The following is a 17,252-nucleotide window of genomic DNA, read 5'->3' as shown; positions in this document are numbered from 1 at the left end:
CTCACGCCGATAAGAGCCCCGGCGAGGGCTCTGCCGTTCGATACGGCTCCCGCGCGCCCCGCGCTCAATCGGCCGCCGTCCGGCGGAGGTAAAGCCGATGCCGCCGGGGCACTGGTGTGCGAGGGTGCTCCCGTGAACGAAGACTGGGAAGAGCGTACGGCGGCCGCGTGGGGCACGTTCGACGACTACGAAGAAGCGGACGCGGCGGACTTCCGGGCCGTGATCGACGCGCTGGTGGCCGAACTGCCGGCCGACAGTCCCCTGGGTCCGTTCGAGGAGGCCTGCGCCTGGGACTCGACGGGGCACTCGGACAAGGCGGTGCCGCTGTACCGGGAGGCGCTCGCGCGCGGCCTGAGCGGGTACAAGGGCCGGCGCGCCAAGATCCAGCTCTCCAGTTCGCTGCGGAACATCGGACAGGCGGACGAGGGCGTCAAGCTGCTCACACGCGAACTCGACGGCCCGCCCGACGAGCTGGACGACGCGGTACGCGCGTGCCTCGCGCTCTGCCTCGCCGACCTCGGGCGCGAGCGCGAGGGCCTCTCCCTCGTGATCGGCGCCCTCGCCCCCCATCTGCCGCGCTACCAGCGGTCGATGGCGAACTACGCGCGCCTGCTCGTGGAGCCCGAGGACTGACCCGCCACGGGGCCGGTGACCATCCACCGATTCGCTCGTTTTGCTGAACGTGCAGTCACAGGATGTAGCCCCGCGCCCCGCACCCTCCTCAGGACCGGTCGTCGACGTCGAGCAGGTCGAGGCCGCGCTCGTCGAGCACTATCCGCGGCTGGTCCGGCTCGCCTATCTGGTGCTGCCGCCGAGCCTGGGCCGCAACCGCCGGGTGCTGACCGCGCACGCCCTCACCCAGCGCGCGCTGCCGCGGGGCCGTACGTCGGGTGACGCGTCGGTCATCCCGGCCCAGCAGGGCGGCGGCGGACGCGACAGCGACCCGGGCTACGCCTTCGTGCGCCTCCAAGTGGTGCGTACGGCCCTGGAGGCGGGCCTGCCGCTGAAGCGGCGGGCCTGGCCCAAGCGGTCCCAGCTGCCGCCTCTCCTCCCTCAGGTATGGGGCCTCAGGCTTTTCCCCCGCTCGGGCGGAGCCGACGAACTCGCCCTGGACCAGCGGCTGTCCGCGCTGTCCGGGCCCGCCCGTGCCGCGTATGTGCTGCGCGGCCTGGAGAAGCTGTCCGACGCGCATACCCGGAAGGTGCTGACGGCGGCGGGCGTCGAGGACCCGGGCGCGGCGCTCACGGAGGCCGAGGGGGTCGAGGCTCAGGAGTCCCTGCTCAACTCCCCCGAGTTCGACCCCTGTTCGCTGCACGCCCGGCCCACCGATCTGATGCGGCGCAGGCAGCATATGAAGGCCGCCCTCGCCGCCGCCGCGGCCGTCGCCGTGTGCGGCGCGCTCCTCGGTCTGCCCGGCGACGGCTGGGGTCCCGACGGCGCCGCGGCCCCCTCGTACGCGCAGAACCCGGCGGCCGAAGCCGCCCTTGATCCGGGCAAGTTGACCCGGGTGCCGGCCACGGCCTGGGAGTCCTCCGCGCGCACCGACTTCTCCGTGTGGCCCGCGCGCGGGAACCTCGCCGGGGACACCGCACTCCTGCGGCGCGCGCTCGCCGTGTGGGCGCGACCCGGCAAGTCCGTGCAGGTCTCGGCGACCCCCGGCACCCCGTCGGGGGCCCCGCCCGGACCACCGCAGCTGCTGTACGCGGGCGAGGTCGACCAGGCGCGCGTGGTGATCCTCTACGACGGTCTGCGCATCGCGCGCTATGCCGAGCCGAAGGACGGCACGAGCGGCGCCGCCCTCGATTTCGCGCGCGTCGACGGGGCGACCGGCGCCGAGGCGAGCGCCGTGGTCCTGGACCGGGCCGACGGCAATGTCCGCTACCTGACGGCCCCTTGGGTGACCAAGGCCGCCGAGCGGGATCTGATGAAGCCGAACTCCGGCGCGATGGACCTCGGCCCTTCGGCCGACGGCGTCACCTCTCCGCTGGCCGGTCCTGCCCAGCGGACCGGCACCTGCACGTCGTGGAACGTGCTGCAGCTGAAGGACGGCTCGGGCACCCATGTGCTGACCGACCTCGGAGAGCTGACCCCGGCCCGGCTCACCTCGGGCCGGCCCTCGGCGCCCCACGAGGCGTCCACCTCCGAGAGACTGCACGGCTGGGCTCCGTTCGCCTGCTCCCTCGCCTCCGTGCGCTCGCAGGGCGTGCGCTCCGTGAACGCCTGGCAGTACACGCGGCAGCCGCTGCCCGACGCCGGCGGCAGCGCCGACTGGGTGTGCACCCGGGCCGACACCTGGCGGGGCGGCGGCACCCGGGTGCTCGCGCAGTTCCACACCCCCGGCGGTGCGTACGGGGCGGTCGCGGCGAAGGCCGAGAACTCACCCGCGTGCGGCTCCCGTGACCCCCATGTACTGGCCGGGGTGCTGTGGAAGTCGGCGGCGGGGTCCTGGTACCTGCTGGCGGCGGGCAGCCGCGACACCGAGTCGATCCGGGCGACGGGCGGCGCGCGCGGGGCGTCCCAGGGCGCCCTGCTCGCCGTACCGACCAAGCGGGGCGCCCAGGCGGACCTCAAGGGGACGCTCAGCGACGGCAGTTCGATCGACGCGCTGCGGTAGCCGCGCCGCGGGTGCATGGCTCGCGCGGCAGACGGGAGTTTGCCGACAGCCCTGGGGGCCCGGGGGTCCGTCAGCGGTCGAAGGACCAGGTTGAACGCGGTGGCGCCGCTTCCCAGCCCGCCGGGGGCCGCCGCACAGGACGGTCACCTTGCCGGGGTTGGTGGGATGGCTACGCACCGCCGAGGACGACGAGGAACTCTCCACACGAGGGTTCCCTGCGGACTTACCCGTCAGTACATTGACAGCATGTCTAACAAGCAGGCCCGGCTGCCCCGGCCCGTCGAGTCCGAACGGATACCGCTCAAGGCGCGGAAGGTGTCGTTCTCGTGGGAGGACACGCCGTTGCACTGGGTGCCGGGCGACCCGTTCGCCACGCACACGATCAATGTGCTGCACCTGCTGCTGCCGGCCGGTGAGCGGTGGTTCGTGCATGTGTACAAGCAGGTGTTGCCCCTGATCCGGGACGAGCGGCTGCGCGAGGACGTCATCGGGTTCATCGGGCAGGAGGCGATGCACGCGCAGGCCCACGACGAGGTGCTGCCGCATGTCAGGGAACTGGGGCTCGATCCGACGCCGTACACCGCCCAGGTCGACTGGCTCTTCGAGAAGCTGCTCGGCGACCGCACGCTGCCACCAGGCAGGGCCAGGAAGTGGTGGCTGCTGGAGCGGGTCGCCATCATCGCGGCGATCGAGCACTACACGGCCTTCCTCGGCAACTGGGTGCTGAACGCCGAGGAGTTGGACCGGCGCGGCGCCGATCCGACCATGCTGGACCTGCTGCGCTGGCACGGCGCGGAGGAGGTCGAGCACCGGTCGGTGGCGTTCGAGCTCTTCATGCACGTCGACGGGGGCTACCGGCGGCGCGCGCGGACCTGGGCGACCGCCTTCACCGCACTGGTCTTCCTGTGGCAGCGCGGGACGCGCTTCTTCATGGAGAACGATCCGACGCTGACGGCGGGCCGGGCGAGCTTCAAGGACTTCTACGTGAGCGGGAAGCAGGGCGTGCTGCCGACCGCCGGGGACATGCTCAAGTCCATCCCCCGCTATCTCAGCCGCGCCTATCACCCCTCCCAGGAGGGCTCCACCGAGCAGGCGGTCGCCTATCTCGCCTCCTCCCCCGCGGCGACGGCGGCGGAACGGGGGGTGGCGTGATGCCCCGGCCGCTGACCGTCGTGGCCGTCGCCGGTGCCGCCCTGCTCGTCAGACGGGCGATGCGCCGCCGGATCGGAGCCTCGCCGCTGTGGCCGCTGCCCGCCCTGGAGGAGCCGATCTCCGGCCGGCCGCGTTCCCGGGCGCTGCGGCTGCGGGTCACCCGGCACGAGCGGGTCGCCGACGGGGTCGTACAACTGCGCCTGGAAGGGCGGGACTTGCCGCGCTGGGAGCCGGGCGCGCATCTCGATCTGGTGCTGCCGTCGGGGCTCGTACGGCAGTACTCGCTGTGTGGGGACCCGGCGGACACCTCGTCGTACACCGTCGCGACACGGCTGGCCGAGGACGGGCGCGGCGGGTCGCGCGAGGTGCACGAGGGGCTGCGCGAGGGCTTGACGGTCGAGGTACGCGGGCCGCGCAACCGATTCCCCCTCATTGACGCACCCGCGTACGTCTTCGTCGCGGGCGGCATCGGGATCACGCCGATCCTGCCCATGGTGCGGGGGCTTGGAGAAGACGTGGAACGGCGGCTGTTGTACGGCGGTCGCAGTCGCGCTTCCATGCCGTTCCTGGACGAGATCGAGAAGCTGGACCGGGTCACGGTCGTGGCCGAGGACGAGGACGGGCTGCCCGATCTCGACGCGCTCTTCGCGGACCTGCCGGACGGCACGGCCGTCTACTGCTGCGGACCGGAGGGGCTGCTGACCGCCGTCGCATCCCGCCTCCCCAAGGGCGCGACACTCCACCTGGAGCGCTTCGCGCCCCGCACGTCCACCGACGGCAACGGCGCCTTCGAGGTCGAACTGCGCCGCAGCGGACGTACCGTGACCGTGCCCGCCGACTCCAGCGTCCTCGCCGCCGTCCGCGCGGTGCTTCCCGACACGGCGTACTCCTGCGAGCAGGGGTTCTGCGGAACCTGCCAACAGCGGGTCCTGGCCGGGGAGATCGAGCACCGGGACGAACTGTTGACCGATGCGGAGCGTGATCGGTCGATGCTGATCTGTGTATCGCGGACACGCGGTGAGCGAATCGTGTTGGATATGTGAACGACCGTGGCCGGACCGGCCCGTTCCGGGCCGGATCCGATCGGTAAGGTGTTCGCATGACAACCGGGGTACGCCGCAGGATGGGTGTCGACGAGCGGCGGCAGCAGTTGATCGGCGTCGCCCTCGAACTGTTCAGCCGACGCTCGCCCGACGAGGTCTCCATCGACGAGATAGCCTCGGCCGCGGGCATCTCACGGCCGCTGGTCTACCACTACTTTCCGGGAAAACTCAGCCTGTACGAGGCGGCGTTGCAGCGCGCGGCGGACGATCTCGCGAGCCGGTTCGTGGAGCCCCAGGACGGGCCGCTGGGGGCGCGGCTGCTGCGTGTGATGCGGCGGTTCTTCGACTTCGTGGACGACCACGGGCCCGGTTTCGCCGCGCTGATGCGGGGCGGCCCCGCGGTCGGCTCCTCCACCACCAACGCCCTGATCGACGCCGTACGGCAGGCGGCGTACGTCCAGATCCTCTCGCATCTCAAGGTCGAGAATCCGCCGGCCCGCCTCGAGCTGGTGATCCGCTCCTGGATCTCCCTCGTCGAGTCGACGGCGCTGATCTGGCTGGACGGGCGGCGGATTCCGCGCGGCGAGCTGGAGGTGCAGCTCGTGCACGACTTCGCGGCGCTGGCCGCGGTGAGCGCCGCGTACGACGAGGAGGTGAGCGAGCTGCTGCGCAAGGGGCTGGGGGACGAGCCGGGCGACGGACCGTTCAGCGACCTCGTCGTCCGGCTGATCGCGCTGGCCTCGCCTCCGGCGGCGTCAGCCTTCTGAGTACTACGCCTCGAACTTGCGGTACGACGGGTCGAGATCACGCACCTCCGCGGAGGCGTGCAGCTCAAGGCCCTCGGCCGGCTTCACGTGCGTCTTCAGCAGCTCCAGTACGGCCTCGGTCAGTTTCCCCTTGGTCTCGTCGGTCCGGCCGGCCAGCAGAGCGAGAGTGACGTGGACGATGGCGTGCCCGTCGGTGTCGGCGCCGACCACGGTGTCCTCGGTCCGGCGGAACTGCGTCTTGCACGCCCCGATCTTCGCGGCCGCCGTCTCGACCACCTCCGCGTGCAGGGCGAGCGCGAACCCGCGCCGGTCGAAGGCGTCCTCGAGCGGCGCGGAGTAGTCGACGGTGATCTGCGGCATGGGCACTCCTGTTCCAGGGGATTCCCGATCACCCTAGCCGCAGCGCCAGGAGCGCGATGTCGTCCTCCCTGTCCCGGCCGAAGCAGTCGAGCAGGGTGTCGCAGAGGGCGGCCGTGCCGGGTGGGGCGGCGGCCGCGGCGGTGCGCAGCTGTTCGAGGGAGACCTCCAGGTCCGTGCCGCGGGTCTCGATGAGGCCGTCGGTGACCATGAGGAGCCGGTCGGTGGGCATCAGGACGGCCTCGGTGGGCGGCGGGCGGTCCAGGCCGAGGCCGAGCAGCGGGCCGCCGGCCTTCACATAGCCGGCGGTGCCGTCATCGCCGATGATCAGCGGGGCGATGTGGCCCGCGTTGGCGATCCGGATGCGCCCGCTCGCCGGGTCGACCAGGGTCAGGCAGACGGTGGCCGTGAGGTCGGGATGGTAGTGCTGGAGCATCCGGTCAAGGCGCCGGGCCAGCACTCCGGGGTCGGGGTCCTCGACGCAGTAGGCGCGCAGGGCGTGCCGGATCTCGACCATCACGGTGGCCGCGTCCAGCGAGTGCCCGACGACGTCACCGACGGCGGTGAGCAGCCCGTCCGGTGTGCGCAGAGCGGCGTAGAAGTCGCCGCCGATCTCGGCCTGCCGGGAGGCGGGCTCATACCGGACGACGACCTCGACGCCCGGCAGCTCGGGCAGTCTCTGCGGCAGGAAGCTGTGTTGCAGGGTGAGCGCGACATGGCGCTCCACCTGGTACATGAGCAGCGGCTCCGCGGCCAGTGCGGTGGCCTGGGCGAGCCGGGCCACCAGGGCGTCCGTGTCCACCGACCCGTCGCGCCCACCGCGCGCGGGGGTGGCCAGACACACCGGTGTCTTGCCGTCGTGGGTCAGGGCCAGTACGAGCCGTGCGTCATCGGGTGCGCCGGGCCGGAAGAATCCCGCGGGCCACAGCGGGGCGGGGACCACGGCGCTGCGCGCCTCGGGATGGCCGGCCGTCATATGGCGGATCAGCCGGGCCACGCTGTCGTGCGCGCTGGGGTCCGGCAGCGCGGTTCTGGCCCGGTTGCGGGACATGCCCCGGTACAGTTCGCCGTCCTCGGCGAGGACGAACACGGCGGCGGGCGAGCCGGTGAGCCGGGCGGTGCCCTCGGCGGCGGCGTCGGCGAGTTCCCGCAGACAGCGCGCCGCCTGCACGGAGACGATCGTCTCGGACAGCAGCGTCAGCCGTTCCACGAGCGCTTCGGCTCCGCGGCGCGTCCGGGCACCGCGCACCGCGGCGCGTACCACCGCCTGTATTTCCTCCGGCTCCGCGGGCACCGTCAAGTAGGCCTCGCCCCCGGCGTCCAGGCCACGGCAGCGGTAGGCGGCTCCGGCGGAGACGGCGGAGAAGTGCACGACGGGCAGCGCCGCCGTGGGCGGCCGTGCCTTGAGTCTGCGGCACAGCTCGAAGCCGTTCATGTCCGGCAGTCCGACGTCCACCAGGGCCACGTCGGGCAGGCCGCCCGCGCGCAGTCGTACGTCGAGTTCGACGAGCGCCTCGCCGGCGCTGGCCACGGGGATGACGCTGTGCCCGGCACGGCTGAGCACGGCGCCCATCGCATAGCGGTTGGACGCCGTGTCGTCGACCACCATCACGGTGGACCCGGTGTCGTTGCCATCCATGTGAACAGCCCTTCGGACCGCGCGGTTGGCGGGGCAGACCGGATTGTGGCCCTGCCCCGCCCAATCTAGTGTGCTAGCGCGCGGCGCGGGTGAACACGGCGACGGTACGACCCGGAACGGCGAACGTGCCCGATTCCGCGTCGTAGGACGAGGCCTTGACGGTAGGGTCCGCGCCCGACGCCTGCACCGGATGCAGCGCGTACGCCGTCCCGGCCAGGGCGCCGATCGTCTGCTCCCGCTTATCGGGCGTCGCGTTGAAGACGACGACGAGGTCGCCGAGTTCCATGGTGATCACCCCGGGTGTCTCGCCCTTCCCGGACAGCGGGAAGGAGAGCTTCGACTGCACCTGGTCGGCCGTGCGGAGCCCGAACAGGCTCTCCGTCGTACGGATCCTCAGCAGATCCTGGTACGCGGCCGAGGCGCCCTCGATCTGGTCGCAGCCCACTTTCACGGAGGTCAACAACGGTGTGGCGTAGGGCCACTTGGAGGCGTTGTCGGCGGCCATCGGCAGCCCGCGCCCGAAGCCGTTTCCGTCCTGGCAGTTCCAGTGGATGGCGTTGAACCAGTCACCGCTGTCGTACGAGTTGCGGTCGAGGGACTTGGAGCGCAGCAGGTCGGATCCGGCCTGGGAGAGGGACGGGCCCTGCGAGAGGGTGGCCGTCGCCATGGCCAGGACCTGCATACGGGCCCGATCGCTCGCGCTGGTCGCGGCGGGCAGCTTGTAGGTGAGGGCGTCGTACAGCGACTCGTTGTCGTGCGCGTCGGTGTACGCGAGCGCGTCACCGGGCGCGTCCGCGTATCCGGCGGGCTGGCCGTTGTAGTCGACCTCGGAGCCCTTGACCTCCAGCTCGTCGGAGTCGGTGAAGTGGTACGTGGCGAGGTTGCCGGTCAGGCCGACCTTGATGAGGTCCTGGTAGTGCAGCAGGCGGGCCTTCTGTTCGGCCGAAGTGCCGTTGGCCGTGGAGGAGTTGGGGTCGGTGTAGAGGCCGGATGCGAAGCCCTGGACGCCGGGGTCGGAGTCGAAGGGGCCCCCGCCGCGTACGGCGTCACGAGCGCGGTCGGAGAAGGTCGCGATGCCGGTGCCGGCCATGTTCTTCTGGGTGGCCTGGACGAAGCGGGCATCGTCGGCGACCTCGCCGAAGTTCCAGCCCTCGCCGTACAGGATGATCTTCTTGCCGTCGACGCCGTCCTTCTCGAGCGTGAGCGCGTCGAGGGCTTTCCTCACCGCGAGGATGTTGGCCTTGGGGTGATGGCCCATGAGGTCGAAGCGGAAGCCGTCGACCTTGTACTCCTTGGCCCAGGTGACGATGGAGTCCACGACGAGCTTGCCCATCATGGGGTTCTCCGTGGCCGTGTTGGCGCAGCACGTGGACGTGGCCACGGAGCCGTCCGCCAGGAGCCGCTGGTAGTAGCCGGGCACGATCTTGTCGAGAACGCTCGTGTCGGCCTGGCCGCTGGCGGCGGTGTGGTTGTAGACCACGTCCATGACGACCCGCAGGCCGTCCTCGTTCAGCGACTTGACCATCTTCCGGAACTCGACCGTGCGCCCGGTGCCGTCCGGGTCGGTCGCGTACGAGCCCTCGGGGACCGTGTAGTGGTACGGGTCGTAGCCCCAGTTGTAGGCGTCCTTCGCGGCGATCGCCGCGACGCACTCCTGCTGCTTTTGGGAGTCGGCCGCGTACGAGGCGAGGTCGCAGTCGGTGGTCGCCTGGGCGGCCTTCTTCTCGGGGATCGTCGCGATGTCGAACGCGGGCAGCAAGTGCACGTATGAGGTACCGGACTTGGCAAGTTCACGCAGATGCTTCGAGCCGTCGCTGTCCTTGTCGGTGAAGGCGAGATAGGTGCCGGGGTACTTGGCCGTCTTGTCCGCCACGGAGAAGTCCCGGATGTGCAGCTCCTGGATCTGGGCGTCGTTCAGGGCCACGGCCTTGGGTTTCTTGAGCGACGACCAGCCGCTCGGGGCAAGGGACCTGGCGTCCAGGTCGACGACCAGGCTGCGCTCGGAGTCGGCGGTCAGGGCCACCGAGTACGGGTCGGTGACCTTGTTGGTGACGACCTTCCGGACGGTCGGCGCCCAGACCTTCACGACGTACCGGTAGGGCTTGCCCGTCCAGGACTTCTTGCCGGTGACGGACCAGACGCCGGTGGTGTCGTTCCGCTTCATGGCGACCGTGGAACCGTCGAGGTCCAGGCTCACGGATTGCGCCGTGGGCGCCCAGACGGCCAGTGTGGGACGGCCGTTGTGGAACGTCGGCCCCAGGGCCGCCTTCGTCGCGTCGTACAGATCGTCGAGTACACCGGCGATCTGGACGCCCGTAGCCGTCAGCACGGCGCCGTTGGCGGCCCGCTGCGAGGCGACGATCTGACCGCTCAGCGCTTCTCGTACGCGGTCGCGGTCACGCGGGTCGACGGACCAGGCGGTGTAGTCCTTGAGATGCGGGAACGTGGCCTTCTGCGCGTCGGTGAGGCTGGTCCTGGACAGACGAAGCCATGTGGCGTCCCCGGTCAGCGTGCCGTCCTTCACCGCGATCGAGCCGTCGTGGGAGTACAGCAGCTGGGTGGAGGCGGCCGCGTCGGAGCCGTTCCAGGCCACCGTGTTCCGGTCGATCCAGACCGCCTTGGAGGTGGTCAGGTCGAGCGCGGCGGCACTGCCCGCAGGCTGCGGAAGCAGATGGTTCTCCTGGCCGTTCAACAGCCACACCTCGTGGCCCTTGGCCGAGAGGTCGAGCGACTGGTCGGTGGCGAGGTCCTTGTCGTCGCCCTTGTGGATGATGTAACTGAGGCTGGTGGCACCCTCGGCGAGCGGCACCTCGAAGACTGCGCCATAGGCGTCAGTCTTCACCGGCTCCAGGGGCTTCGACCAGTCCGTGGGGCTCGCGGCGCCCGTCCAGACGTGCAGTCCCCAGCCGGTGTAGTCGCCGTCGGCGCGGTGGTAGTGGAGGACCGCCTTGGTCTTGTCCTGCGCCGGGTAGTCGGGCCGCTCGGTGAGAACGGCTTCCTTGCCCTGCTCGACCCAGACCTCACCGGTCTTGGTGACGTCGATCGTGCGGTCGGCGGCGACGTCCTTGTTGCCGTCCTTGTCGATGACGAGGAAACCGACACTGGAGGCGCCGGGCTTCAGCTTCACATAGGCGAAGGCCCCGTAGGCGTCGCGGCCGATGAAGTCGTGGCCCGCGGGCCAGGTCGTCGACTCGCCGTCGGCGAGGTCGCCCCACGCGTACAGCCGCCAGTCGGTGTAGTCGCCGTCGGTGCGCTTGTAGTGGACGATCCCGTAGTCGCGGGAGGAGGCCGTAGGGACTTCTTCGGCGGGCGGGGTGCCACTCGTACTGGCAGCCGTCGCGCTCGCCGTACGCCCGGCCGAGTCGATCACCACGGCCTTGTAGCGCAGGGCCGTTCCGGCCGGTACGTCCTTGCCGATGGCCTGGGTGACCTTGTACGGGGCGTGGTCGGCGGAGCCGAGCGTCTGCCACGTGCCATGGCCGATCTGGGCAGCGAAGACGACGCGGTTGAGCTGTCCACCCTCCACGTCGGCGCTCAGCTCGACGGTGCCGGTGGCGCCCGCGGCCGGGGTCTTCAGCGTCAACGACGGCTGCGCGGCGGGGGCGGCAAGCCTGCCCGCGGCCTTGAAGACGACCGCCGAGCCGGCCGGGACGGTGACGGTGACCTTCTTGTCGGCGTCGCTGGTCACCTCGGCGGAGGTCCCGTAGATCCCCCGCAACCGCGTCTTCGCCGAACCCGTCGCGAACGTCGCCGTCTTCGCCTCGTCGGCGTTGTTCACGGCGACCACATACTCGATGCCGGTCTTCGCGTCCGTACGGGAGAAGGCGTACACACCGGCGCCGTCGGCCGCGTACCGCTCGGTCTGGACTCCGTCGGCGAGGGCCGGGTTGTCCTTGCGGAGCTTGGAGAGAGCGGTGATCTCCTTGTAGAGCGGTGCACTCGTGTCGTAGGCGTCGCTCGCGTGCGTGCGGTCGGTGCCGATCTCGTCGTCGTCGAGGTAGTCGGCGACCTTGGAGGCGAACATCGTCTGCCGGGCGTCCTTGTCGCCGCCCGCGCCGGTGAAGCCCTGCTCGTCGCCGTAGTAGACGACCGGGTTGCCTCGGCTGAGGAACATGAGCTCGTTGGCGAGCCTGTCCTTCTTCAGCAGCTGGGCGTCGGTCGCCTTCGGGTTGTCCTGGTTCAGGAAGTACCCGATGCGACCCATGTCGTGGTTGCCGAGGAAGGTGACCTGCTCGTACGCGTTGGCCTTGTCGGTCGTGTACTTGTAGTCGTCGCCGAAGACGGAGGCCAGCTTGCGCGCGCTGCCGCCCTGGGAGGCGTACTGGCGGGCCGCTTCCTGGAAGGGGAAGTCGAGCGTGGAGTCGAGGCGGCCCTGGGTGACGTACGGCGAAGTGACCGAGGTGTCGGCGGAGTAGACCTCGCCGAACATGAAGAAGTTCTTGCGCCCGTGCTCGGCGGCGTACGCGTCGAGGGCCGTCGCCCACTGCGTCCAGAACTCCATGTCCACGTGCTTCACCGTGTCGATCCGGAAGCCGTCGATGTCGAAGTCCCGCACCCACTTCTCGTAGATCTTCTCCATGCCGCCGACGACCTCGGGACGCTCGGTCCACAGGTCGTCGAGGCCGGAGAAGTCGCCGTACGTGGTGGACTCACCGGCATAGGTGGAGTCGCCGCGGTTGTGGTACATCGTCGTGTCGTTCAGCCACGACGGGACCTTGGCCGTCTTCTTCGCCGCCGTCACGGTCGGCGTGCGGGCGAAGGAGTCGTTGTCGACCGCCGGGAAGGCGGTTTTGCCGTTCGCGTAGTCCGCGTCGTCGAAGGGCTCGCCGTCCTTGGTCAGATACGGGAAGGCGCCCTTGGAGAGGTAGTCGTAGGACTTCTCCTGGTAGTCGACGACATCGGCGGTGTGGTTGGTGATGACGTCGAAGAAGACCTTCATGCCCTTGGCGTGCGCCTTGGAGATGAGGGTCTCCAAGTCCTTGTTGGTGCCGAAGTGCGGGTCGACCCGGGTGAAGTCGGTGATCCAGTAGCCGTGGTAGCCGGCCGAGGCGTCCTTGCCGGTGCCCTGCACGGGCTGGTTCTTGAAGATCGGCGCCATCCAGATGGCGGTGGTGCCGAGCCCCTTGATGTAGTCGAGCTTCTTGGTCAGGCCCTTGAGGTCGCCGCCCTGGTAGAAGCCCTTGTCGGTGGGGTCGTAGCCGGTGGTGAGGCGTGAACCGGTCAGACCGCCCTCGTCGTTGGAGGTGTCGCCGTTGGCGAAGCGGTCCGGCATGACGAAGTAGAACTGCTCGCGGGTGTCGTCGTGCCGGGACGGCTCGGCGGCGAGCTTGGCGTCGGACGGGGGCGCGGGCGGGGTGTCGGCCCGGGCCGCGAGGGGCTGGAGGAAAGCTGCCGCGAGGGCGGCCACGGCGACGGCCGCGACCCGTCTGCGCTGGGTGCGGCGCACCCGGGGCGCCGGCCATCTCGGTATCACAGGCGTGAACTCCTTGCGAGTACGGCTCAGTTGGGTGCGCCCCCGAACGCCTGCGTCGGCTTCGTTGCCGGGCGACCGGCGCGACCGTATCGCTAACGCAAGCTTTACAGCAAGAGGCTTGCAACTCACAGCAAGGAGTTTCAATTCCGGCCTTGACGGTCCCGGGCGCCCGACCACCGGATGCCTTCCAGCGCACGGTGAGTACCCAAGCCGCCGGGGCCTTGGCGCTCGCGACACGGGGATCGCGGGCGCGGTCAACGGACTCCATCAAGGCATGTGTTGGAAGTGCTTACGACATCTTGCTGAAACCTGATGGCAAGGGATACGTTCCCGCACACGCCCGGTGTTGTTGATCGCACAACGGTTCCTGATCGGACGGCTCCGGCCCGCACGCACCGCATTTCCCCCCACCCGCACAAGGATGTGCAGGAGAGAACATGGCCAGAAAAACGCTGGCCGCCACGTTCGCCCTCGCGGCGGGCCTCGCGGCCTCAGTGACCCTCCCCACGAGCGTCGCCCAGGCGTCCCCTCCCGGCACCAAGGACGTCACCGCCGTCCTCTTCGAGTGGAATTTCGGCTCGGTCGCCAAGGAGTGCACCAACACGCTGGGCCCGGCCGGCTACGGCTACGTCCAGGTGTCGCCACCCGCCGAGCACATACAGGGCTCGCAGTGGTGGACCTCGTACCAACCGGTGAGCTACAGGATCGCAGGGCGGCTGGGGGATGCCACCGCGTTCCAGAACATGGTCAGCACGTGTCACGCGGCGGGCGTGAAGGTCGTCGTCGACACGGTCGTCAACCACATGTCGGCGGGCAGTGGCACCGGGACCGGCGGCTCGTCGTACACGAAGTACAACTATCCCGGTCTGTACTCCTCGTACGACATGGACGACTGCACGGCGACGATCAGCGACTACACCAACCGCGCCAACGTCCAGAACTGCGAGCTCGTCGGGCTCGCCGACCTGGACACCGGTGAGGAGTACGTCCGCAAGACCATCGCCGGGTACATGAACACCCTGCTCGGCTACGGCGTCGACGGCTTCCGAATCGACGCGGCCAAGCACATCCCGGCGACCGACCTCGCCAACATCAAGTCCCGGCTGAGCAATCCGTCGGTGTACTGGAAGCAGGAGGTCATCTACGGCTCCGGTGAGGCGGTCCAGCCCACGGAGTACACGGGCAACGGGGACGTCCAGGAGTTCCGGTACGCCTACGACCTCAAGCGGGTGTTCAACAACGAGAACCTCGCCTATCTGAAGAACTACGGTGAGGGCTGGGGCTATATGAGCAGCTCGGTCGCGGGTGTCTTCGTCGACAACCACGACACCGAGCGCAACGGCTCGACGCTCAACTACAAGGACGGGGCGAACTACACCCTCGCCAACGTCTTCATGCTCGCGTACCCGTACGGGGCGCCCGACATCAACTCGGCTTACGAGTGGTCCGACGCGGACGCCGGGCCGCCCAACGGCGGTACGGTCAACGCCTGTTGGCAGGACGGCTGGAAGTGCCAGCACGCCTGGCCGGAGATCAAGTCGATGGTGGCGTTCCGCAACACCACCCGCGGTGAGTCGGTCAGCAACTGGTGGGACGACGGAGCCGACGCCATCGCCTTCGGCCGGGGTGGCAAGGGCTACGTCGCCATCAACCACGAGACGAGCTCACTGACCCGGACCTACCAGACCTCGCTGGCGGCCGGCACGTACTGCGACGTCCAGAGCAACACCAGCGTGACCGTCAACAGCTCGGGCCAGTTCACGGCGACCCTCGGCGCGAACACGGCGCTGGCGATCTACACGGGCAAGTCGAGCTGCTGACCCGCTCTCCCCGCGTGCGGGAAGGCCGTATCGGACCCACACCGATACGGCCTTTTCGCGCCCTGGGCGGCTCAGCCCCCGCCGGAGCGCGCCAGCCGGAACCCCACGTCGTCGACCTGGAAGCTCGGATGACTGCGGCGGCGCGCGGAGGCCCGGCAGCTCCAGTGCTCGTCGAACCAGCCGCCGCCGCGCAGCACCCGGTAGCCGCCGTACACCTCGGCGTCGTAGACGTCCCAGCACCAGTCCCAGACGTTGCCGAGCATGTCGTGCAGGCCCCAGGGGTTGGGCCGCCTGCCGCCCACCTCGTGGATGCGCTCGTGCGAGGTGGAGCGGTACCAGGCGATCTCGTCGAGCGGCCCGTAGCGCGGTCCGGTCGTGCCGGCGCGGCAGGCGTGCTCCCACTCGGCCTCGGTCGGCAGTCGGTACCCGTCGGCGGACGCGTCCCAGTCGACGCCCTCGCCGTCGGCGTGAAGGTGATAGGCGGGTGTGAGCCCCTCGCTTGCGGACAGGGCGTTGCAGAACCGGACGGCGTCCCGCCAGGAGACGCTTTCGACGGGCAGTCGGTCGCCCCGGGCGGCACTCGGACGCCGCCCGGTGACCTCGGCGTACAGCGCCTGGGTGACCGGGTGTGCCGCCAGCCGGTAGGGCGCGAGCTCGACCGTCCAGGTGCGCCGGGTGCGCCGGTCGGACAGCGTGACCCGGCCCGGCGGGACCGCGATCATCTCGTGCTCCGCGCTCGTGTCCATGGTCGGGTGATCTTACCGGGCCGGTCCACTGAGGGGCTGAGCCGGGCGAAAGGCGACATGTGGCGGTAACGGGAACGTCACGCTTGCAGGATCTTGTGGAAATTTCCTTGCAACGTCTTTCGCAAGGACTTGCAGCGCTGTTAGTTTCCTGCCCAGCCCGGCGGCCGTCGATGGGACAGACGGCACCCGCGGTCCTCCCAAGGGAAGATCCGGGCCACCCTCTTCTAGGAGTTCATATGCGACGTGGCATATCGATCGCCGCCGCGGTGACTGTCATCGCGCTGACCGCGACCGCCTGCGGTGGTTCCGACGACAACTCGTCGAGCAAGCCGAAGGCCGCCAAGGACATTTCCGGGACGATCACGTACTGGGACACATCGGACGCGGCGACCGAGGGCCCGACGTACCAGGCGCTCATCAAGAAGTTCGAGGCCAAGTACCCGAAGATCAAGGTGAACTACCAGAGCGTCCCGTTCACGGACGTCGAGCAGAAGTTCAAATCGGCCGCGAAGAGCGGCAAGGGCGCCCCGGACGTCGTCCGCACCGACGTCGGTCTGATGGCCGAGTACGCCTCGCTGGGCTACATCGCCCCGCTCGACGGCACCACCGCGCTGACGAACACCTCGGACTTCAACTCGGGGCCGCTGAACACCACCAAGTACAACGGCAAGACGTACGGCGTCCCGTCGGTCACCGACACCCTGGGCCTGCTCTACAACAAGGCGCTGCTGAAGAAGGCCGGCATCTCCACGCCGCCCGCCACGTGGGACGAGTTCATCGCCGACTCCAAGACCATCAAGAAGAAGACCGGGGCGTACGGCACCTACCTCAACCCCGACTCCTACTTCCTGCTCCCGCTGCTCTACAGCAACGGCGCGGACATGGCCGACACCTCGGCCAAGAAGATCACCATCTCCGACGCCAACTCCGTCAGCGCGCTGACCACGGCGAAGAAGATCTATGACGAGGCGTCGATGAAGGTCGACTTCGCGAACGCCTACCAGAACATGCAGACGGCCTTCAAGAGCGGCAAGGTCGCCATGCTGATCCAGGGGCCCTGGTCGGTCAGCGAGGACCTGGAGGGCAAGTCGTTCAAGGGCGACGAGGCCAACCTCGGCTACGCGCCCGTCCCGGCCGGTACGGGCGGCAAGGCCCAGGCCCCGACCGGCGGTCACAACCTCGCGGTGTACCAGGGCTCCAAGAACCTGGACGCCGGCTACCTGTTCACCCAGTTCATGACGTCGACCGACAGCCAGGTCGCGATCGCCAAGGGCACGGGCACGCTGCCGACCCGCAAGTCGGCGTACACGTCCGAGGTCACCTCGAACTCCAAGATCGCCGGCTTCAAGCCGATCCTGGAGCAGACCGCCCGCCCGCGCGTCGCGCTTCCGCAGGTCGGCTCCCTCTTCACGCCGCTCGCGCAGAACTACGTGAAGATCCTGCAGGGCGACTCGTCGGTCAAGGACGGCCTGGGCGCCACCGCCAAGGAGTTCCAGAAGCTCCTGCCCGGCTACTCCATCGGCTGACCCGGCACTCAGTAGCCGACAGGTAACCGAAGAACGCGCAGCCCCGGGGAACGAACACCCCGCTGCCGCCCCGAACGGGGCTCCCCGGGGCTGCGGATCCACCACTCACGCCGCT

The 17,252-nt window shown here is 69.6% G+C and carries 11 protein-coding genes; 7 read left to right on the top strand and 4 right to left on the bottom strand.

Translation table 11 applies throughout. The features are described from left to right. Positions 1-114 precede the first annotated feature (114 nt). The 5 genes from AB0D27_RS34350 (at position 115) to AB0D27_RS34330 (ending at position 5,576) form a co-directional block, all read left to right on the top strand. Positions 115-633 (top strand): tetratricopeptide repeat protein, encoded by a 519-nt coding sequence (locus AB0D27_RS34350; RefSeq protein ID WP_362516453.1) that lies wholly within the window; start codon positions 115-117, stop codon positions 631-633. A 49-nt stretch (positions 634-682) separates the two neighbouring features. After that, positions 683-2,614, top strand: a complete 1,932-nt coding sequence (locus tag AB0D27_RS34345; RefSeq protein WP_362516451.1) for a hypothetical protein — start codon at positions 683-685, stop codon at positions 2,612-2,614. Between the two features lie 246 nt (positions 2,615-2,860). Beyond that, positions 2,861-3,766, top strand: coding sequence for a metal-dependent hydrolase (locus AB0D27_RS34340; RefSeq protein ID WP_362516449.1), 906 nt, complete (start codon positions 2,861-2,863; stop codon positions 3,764-3,766). After that, the gene (locus tag AB0D27_RS34335) at positions 3,766-4,809 is read left to right on the top strand and encodes a PDR/VanB family oxidoreductase (RefSeq protein WP_362516447.1); all 1,044 of its coding nucleotides are present in this window, start codon (positions 3,766-3,768) and stop codon (positions 4,807-4,809) included. The genes AB0D27_RS34340 and AB0D27_RS34335 overlap by 1 nt, the downstream gene beginning before the upstream one ends. Positions 4,810-4,865: 56 nt before the next feature. Then, positions 4,866-5,576 (top strand): TetR/AcrR family transcriptional regulator, encoded by a 711-nt coding sequence (locus AB0D27_RS34330; protein WP_362516445.1) that lies wholly within the window; start codon positions 4,866-4,868, stop codon positions 5,574-5,576. Positions 5,577-5,579: 3 nt separating this feature from the next. On the opposite strand, the gene AB0D27_RS34325 is transcribed toward AB0D27_RS34330, so the two are convergent. The 3 genes from AB0D27_RS34325 to pulA form a co-directional block, all read right to left on the bottom strand. Beyond that, the gene (locus AB0D27_RS34325) at positions 5,580-5,936 is read right to left on the bottom strand and encodes a 5-carboxymethyl-2-hydroxymuconate Delta-isomerase (RefSeq protein ID WP_362516443.1); all 357 of its coding nucleotides are present in this window, start codon (positions 5,934-5,936) and stop codon (positions 5,580-5,582) included. 28 nt (positions 5,937-5,964) lie between these two features. Continuing rightward, on the bottom strand, positions 5,965-7,572 hold the full coding sequence (locus AB0D27_RS34320) for a fused response regulator/phosphatase (protein ID WP_362516441.1): 1,608 nt from the start codon (positions 7,570-7,572) through the stop codon (positions 5,965-5,967). A 73-nt stretch (positions 7,573-7,645) separates the two neighbouring features. Next, complete coding sequence (gene pulA, locus AB0D27_RS34315) at positions 7,646-13,045, bottom strand: pullulanase-type alpha-1,6-glucosidase (protein WP_362516440.1); 5,400 nt, start codon at positions 13,043-13,045, stop codon at positions 7,646-7,648. Positions 13,046-13,482: 437 nt separating this feature from the next. Here pulA and AB0D27_RS34310 point away from each other — a divergent pair, with 437 nt between their 5' ends. After that, complete coding sequence (locus AB0D27_RS34310) at positions 13,483-14,865, top strand: alpha-amylase family protein (RefSeq protein WP_362516438.1); 1,383 nt, start codon at positions 13,483-13,485, stop codon at positions 14,863-14,865. A gap of 71 nt (positions 14,866-14,936) precedes the next feature. Here AB0D27_RS34310 and AB0D27_RS34305 read toward each other — a convergent pair whose 3' ends face one another. Further along, on the bottom strand, positions 14,937-15,611 hold the full coding sequence (locus AB0D27_RS34305) for an SUMF1/EgtB/PvdO family nonheme iron enzyme (RefSeq protein ID WP_362516437.1): 675 nt from the start codon (positions 15,609-15,611) through the stop codon (positions 14,937-14,939). A gap of 236 nt (positions 15,612-15,847) precedes the next feature. Here AB0D27_RS34305 and AB0D27_RS34300 point away from each other — a divergent pair, with 236 nt between their 5' ends. Beyond that, positions 15,848-17,137, top strand: a complete 1,290-nt coding sequence (locus AB0D27_RS34300) for an extracellular solute-binding protein (protein ID WP_362516435.1) — start codon at positions 15,848-15,850, stop codon at positions 17,135-17,137. Positions 17,138-17,252: the final 115 nt, after the last annotated feature.

It is taken from the genome of Streptomyces sp. NPDC048415, from assembly GCF_040651675.1.
Classification (GTDB): Bacteria; Actinomycetota; Actinomycetes; order Streptomycetales; family Streptomycetaceae; genus Streptomyces.
Note: the sequence above shows the minus strand (reverse complement) of the source record. Positions and strands in the feature narration are given on the sequence as shown.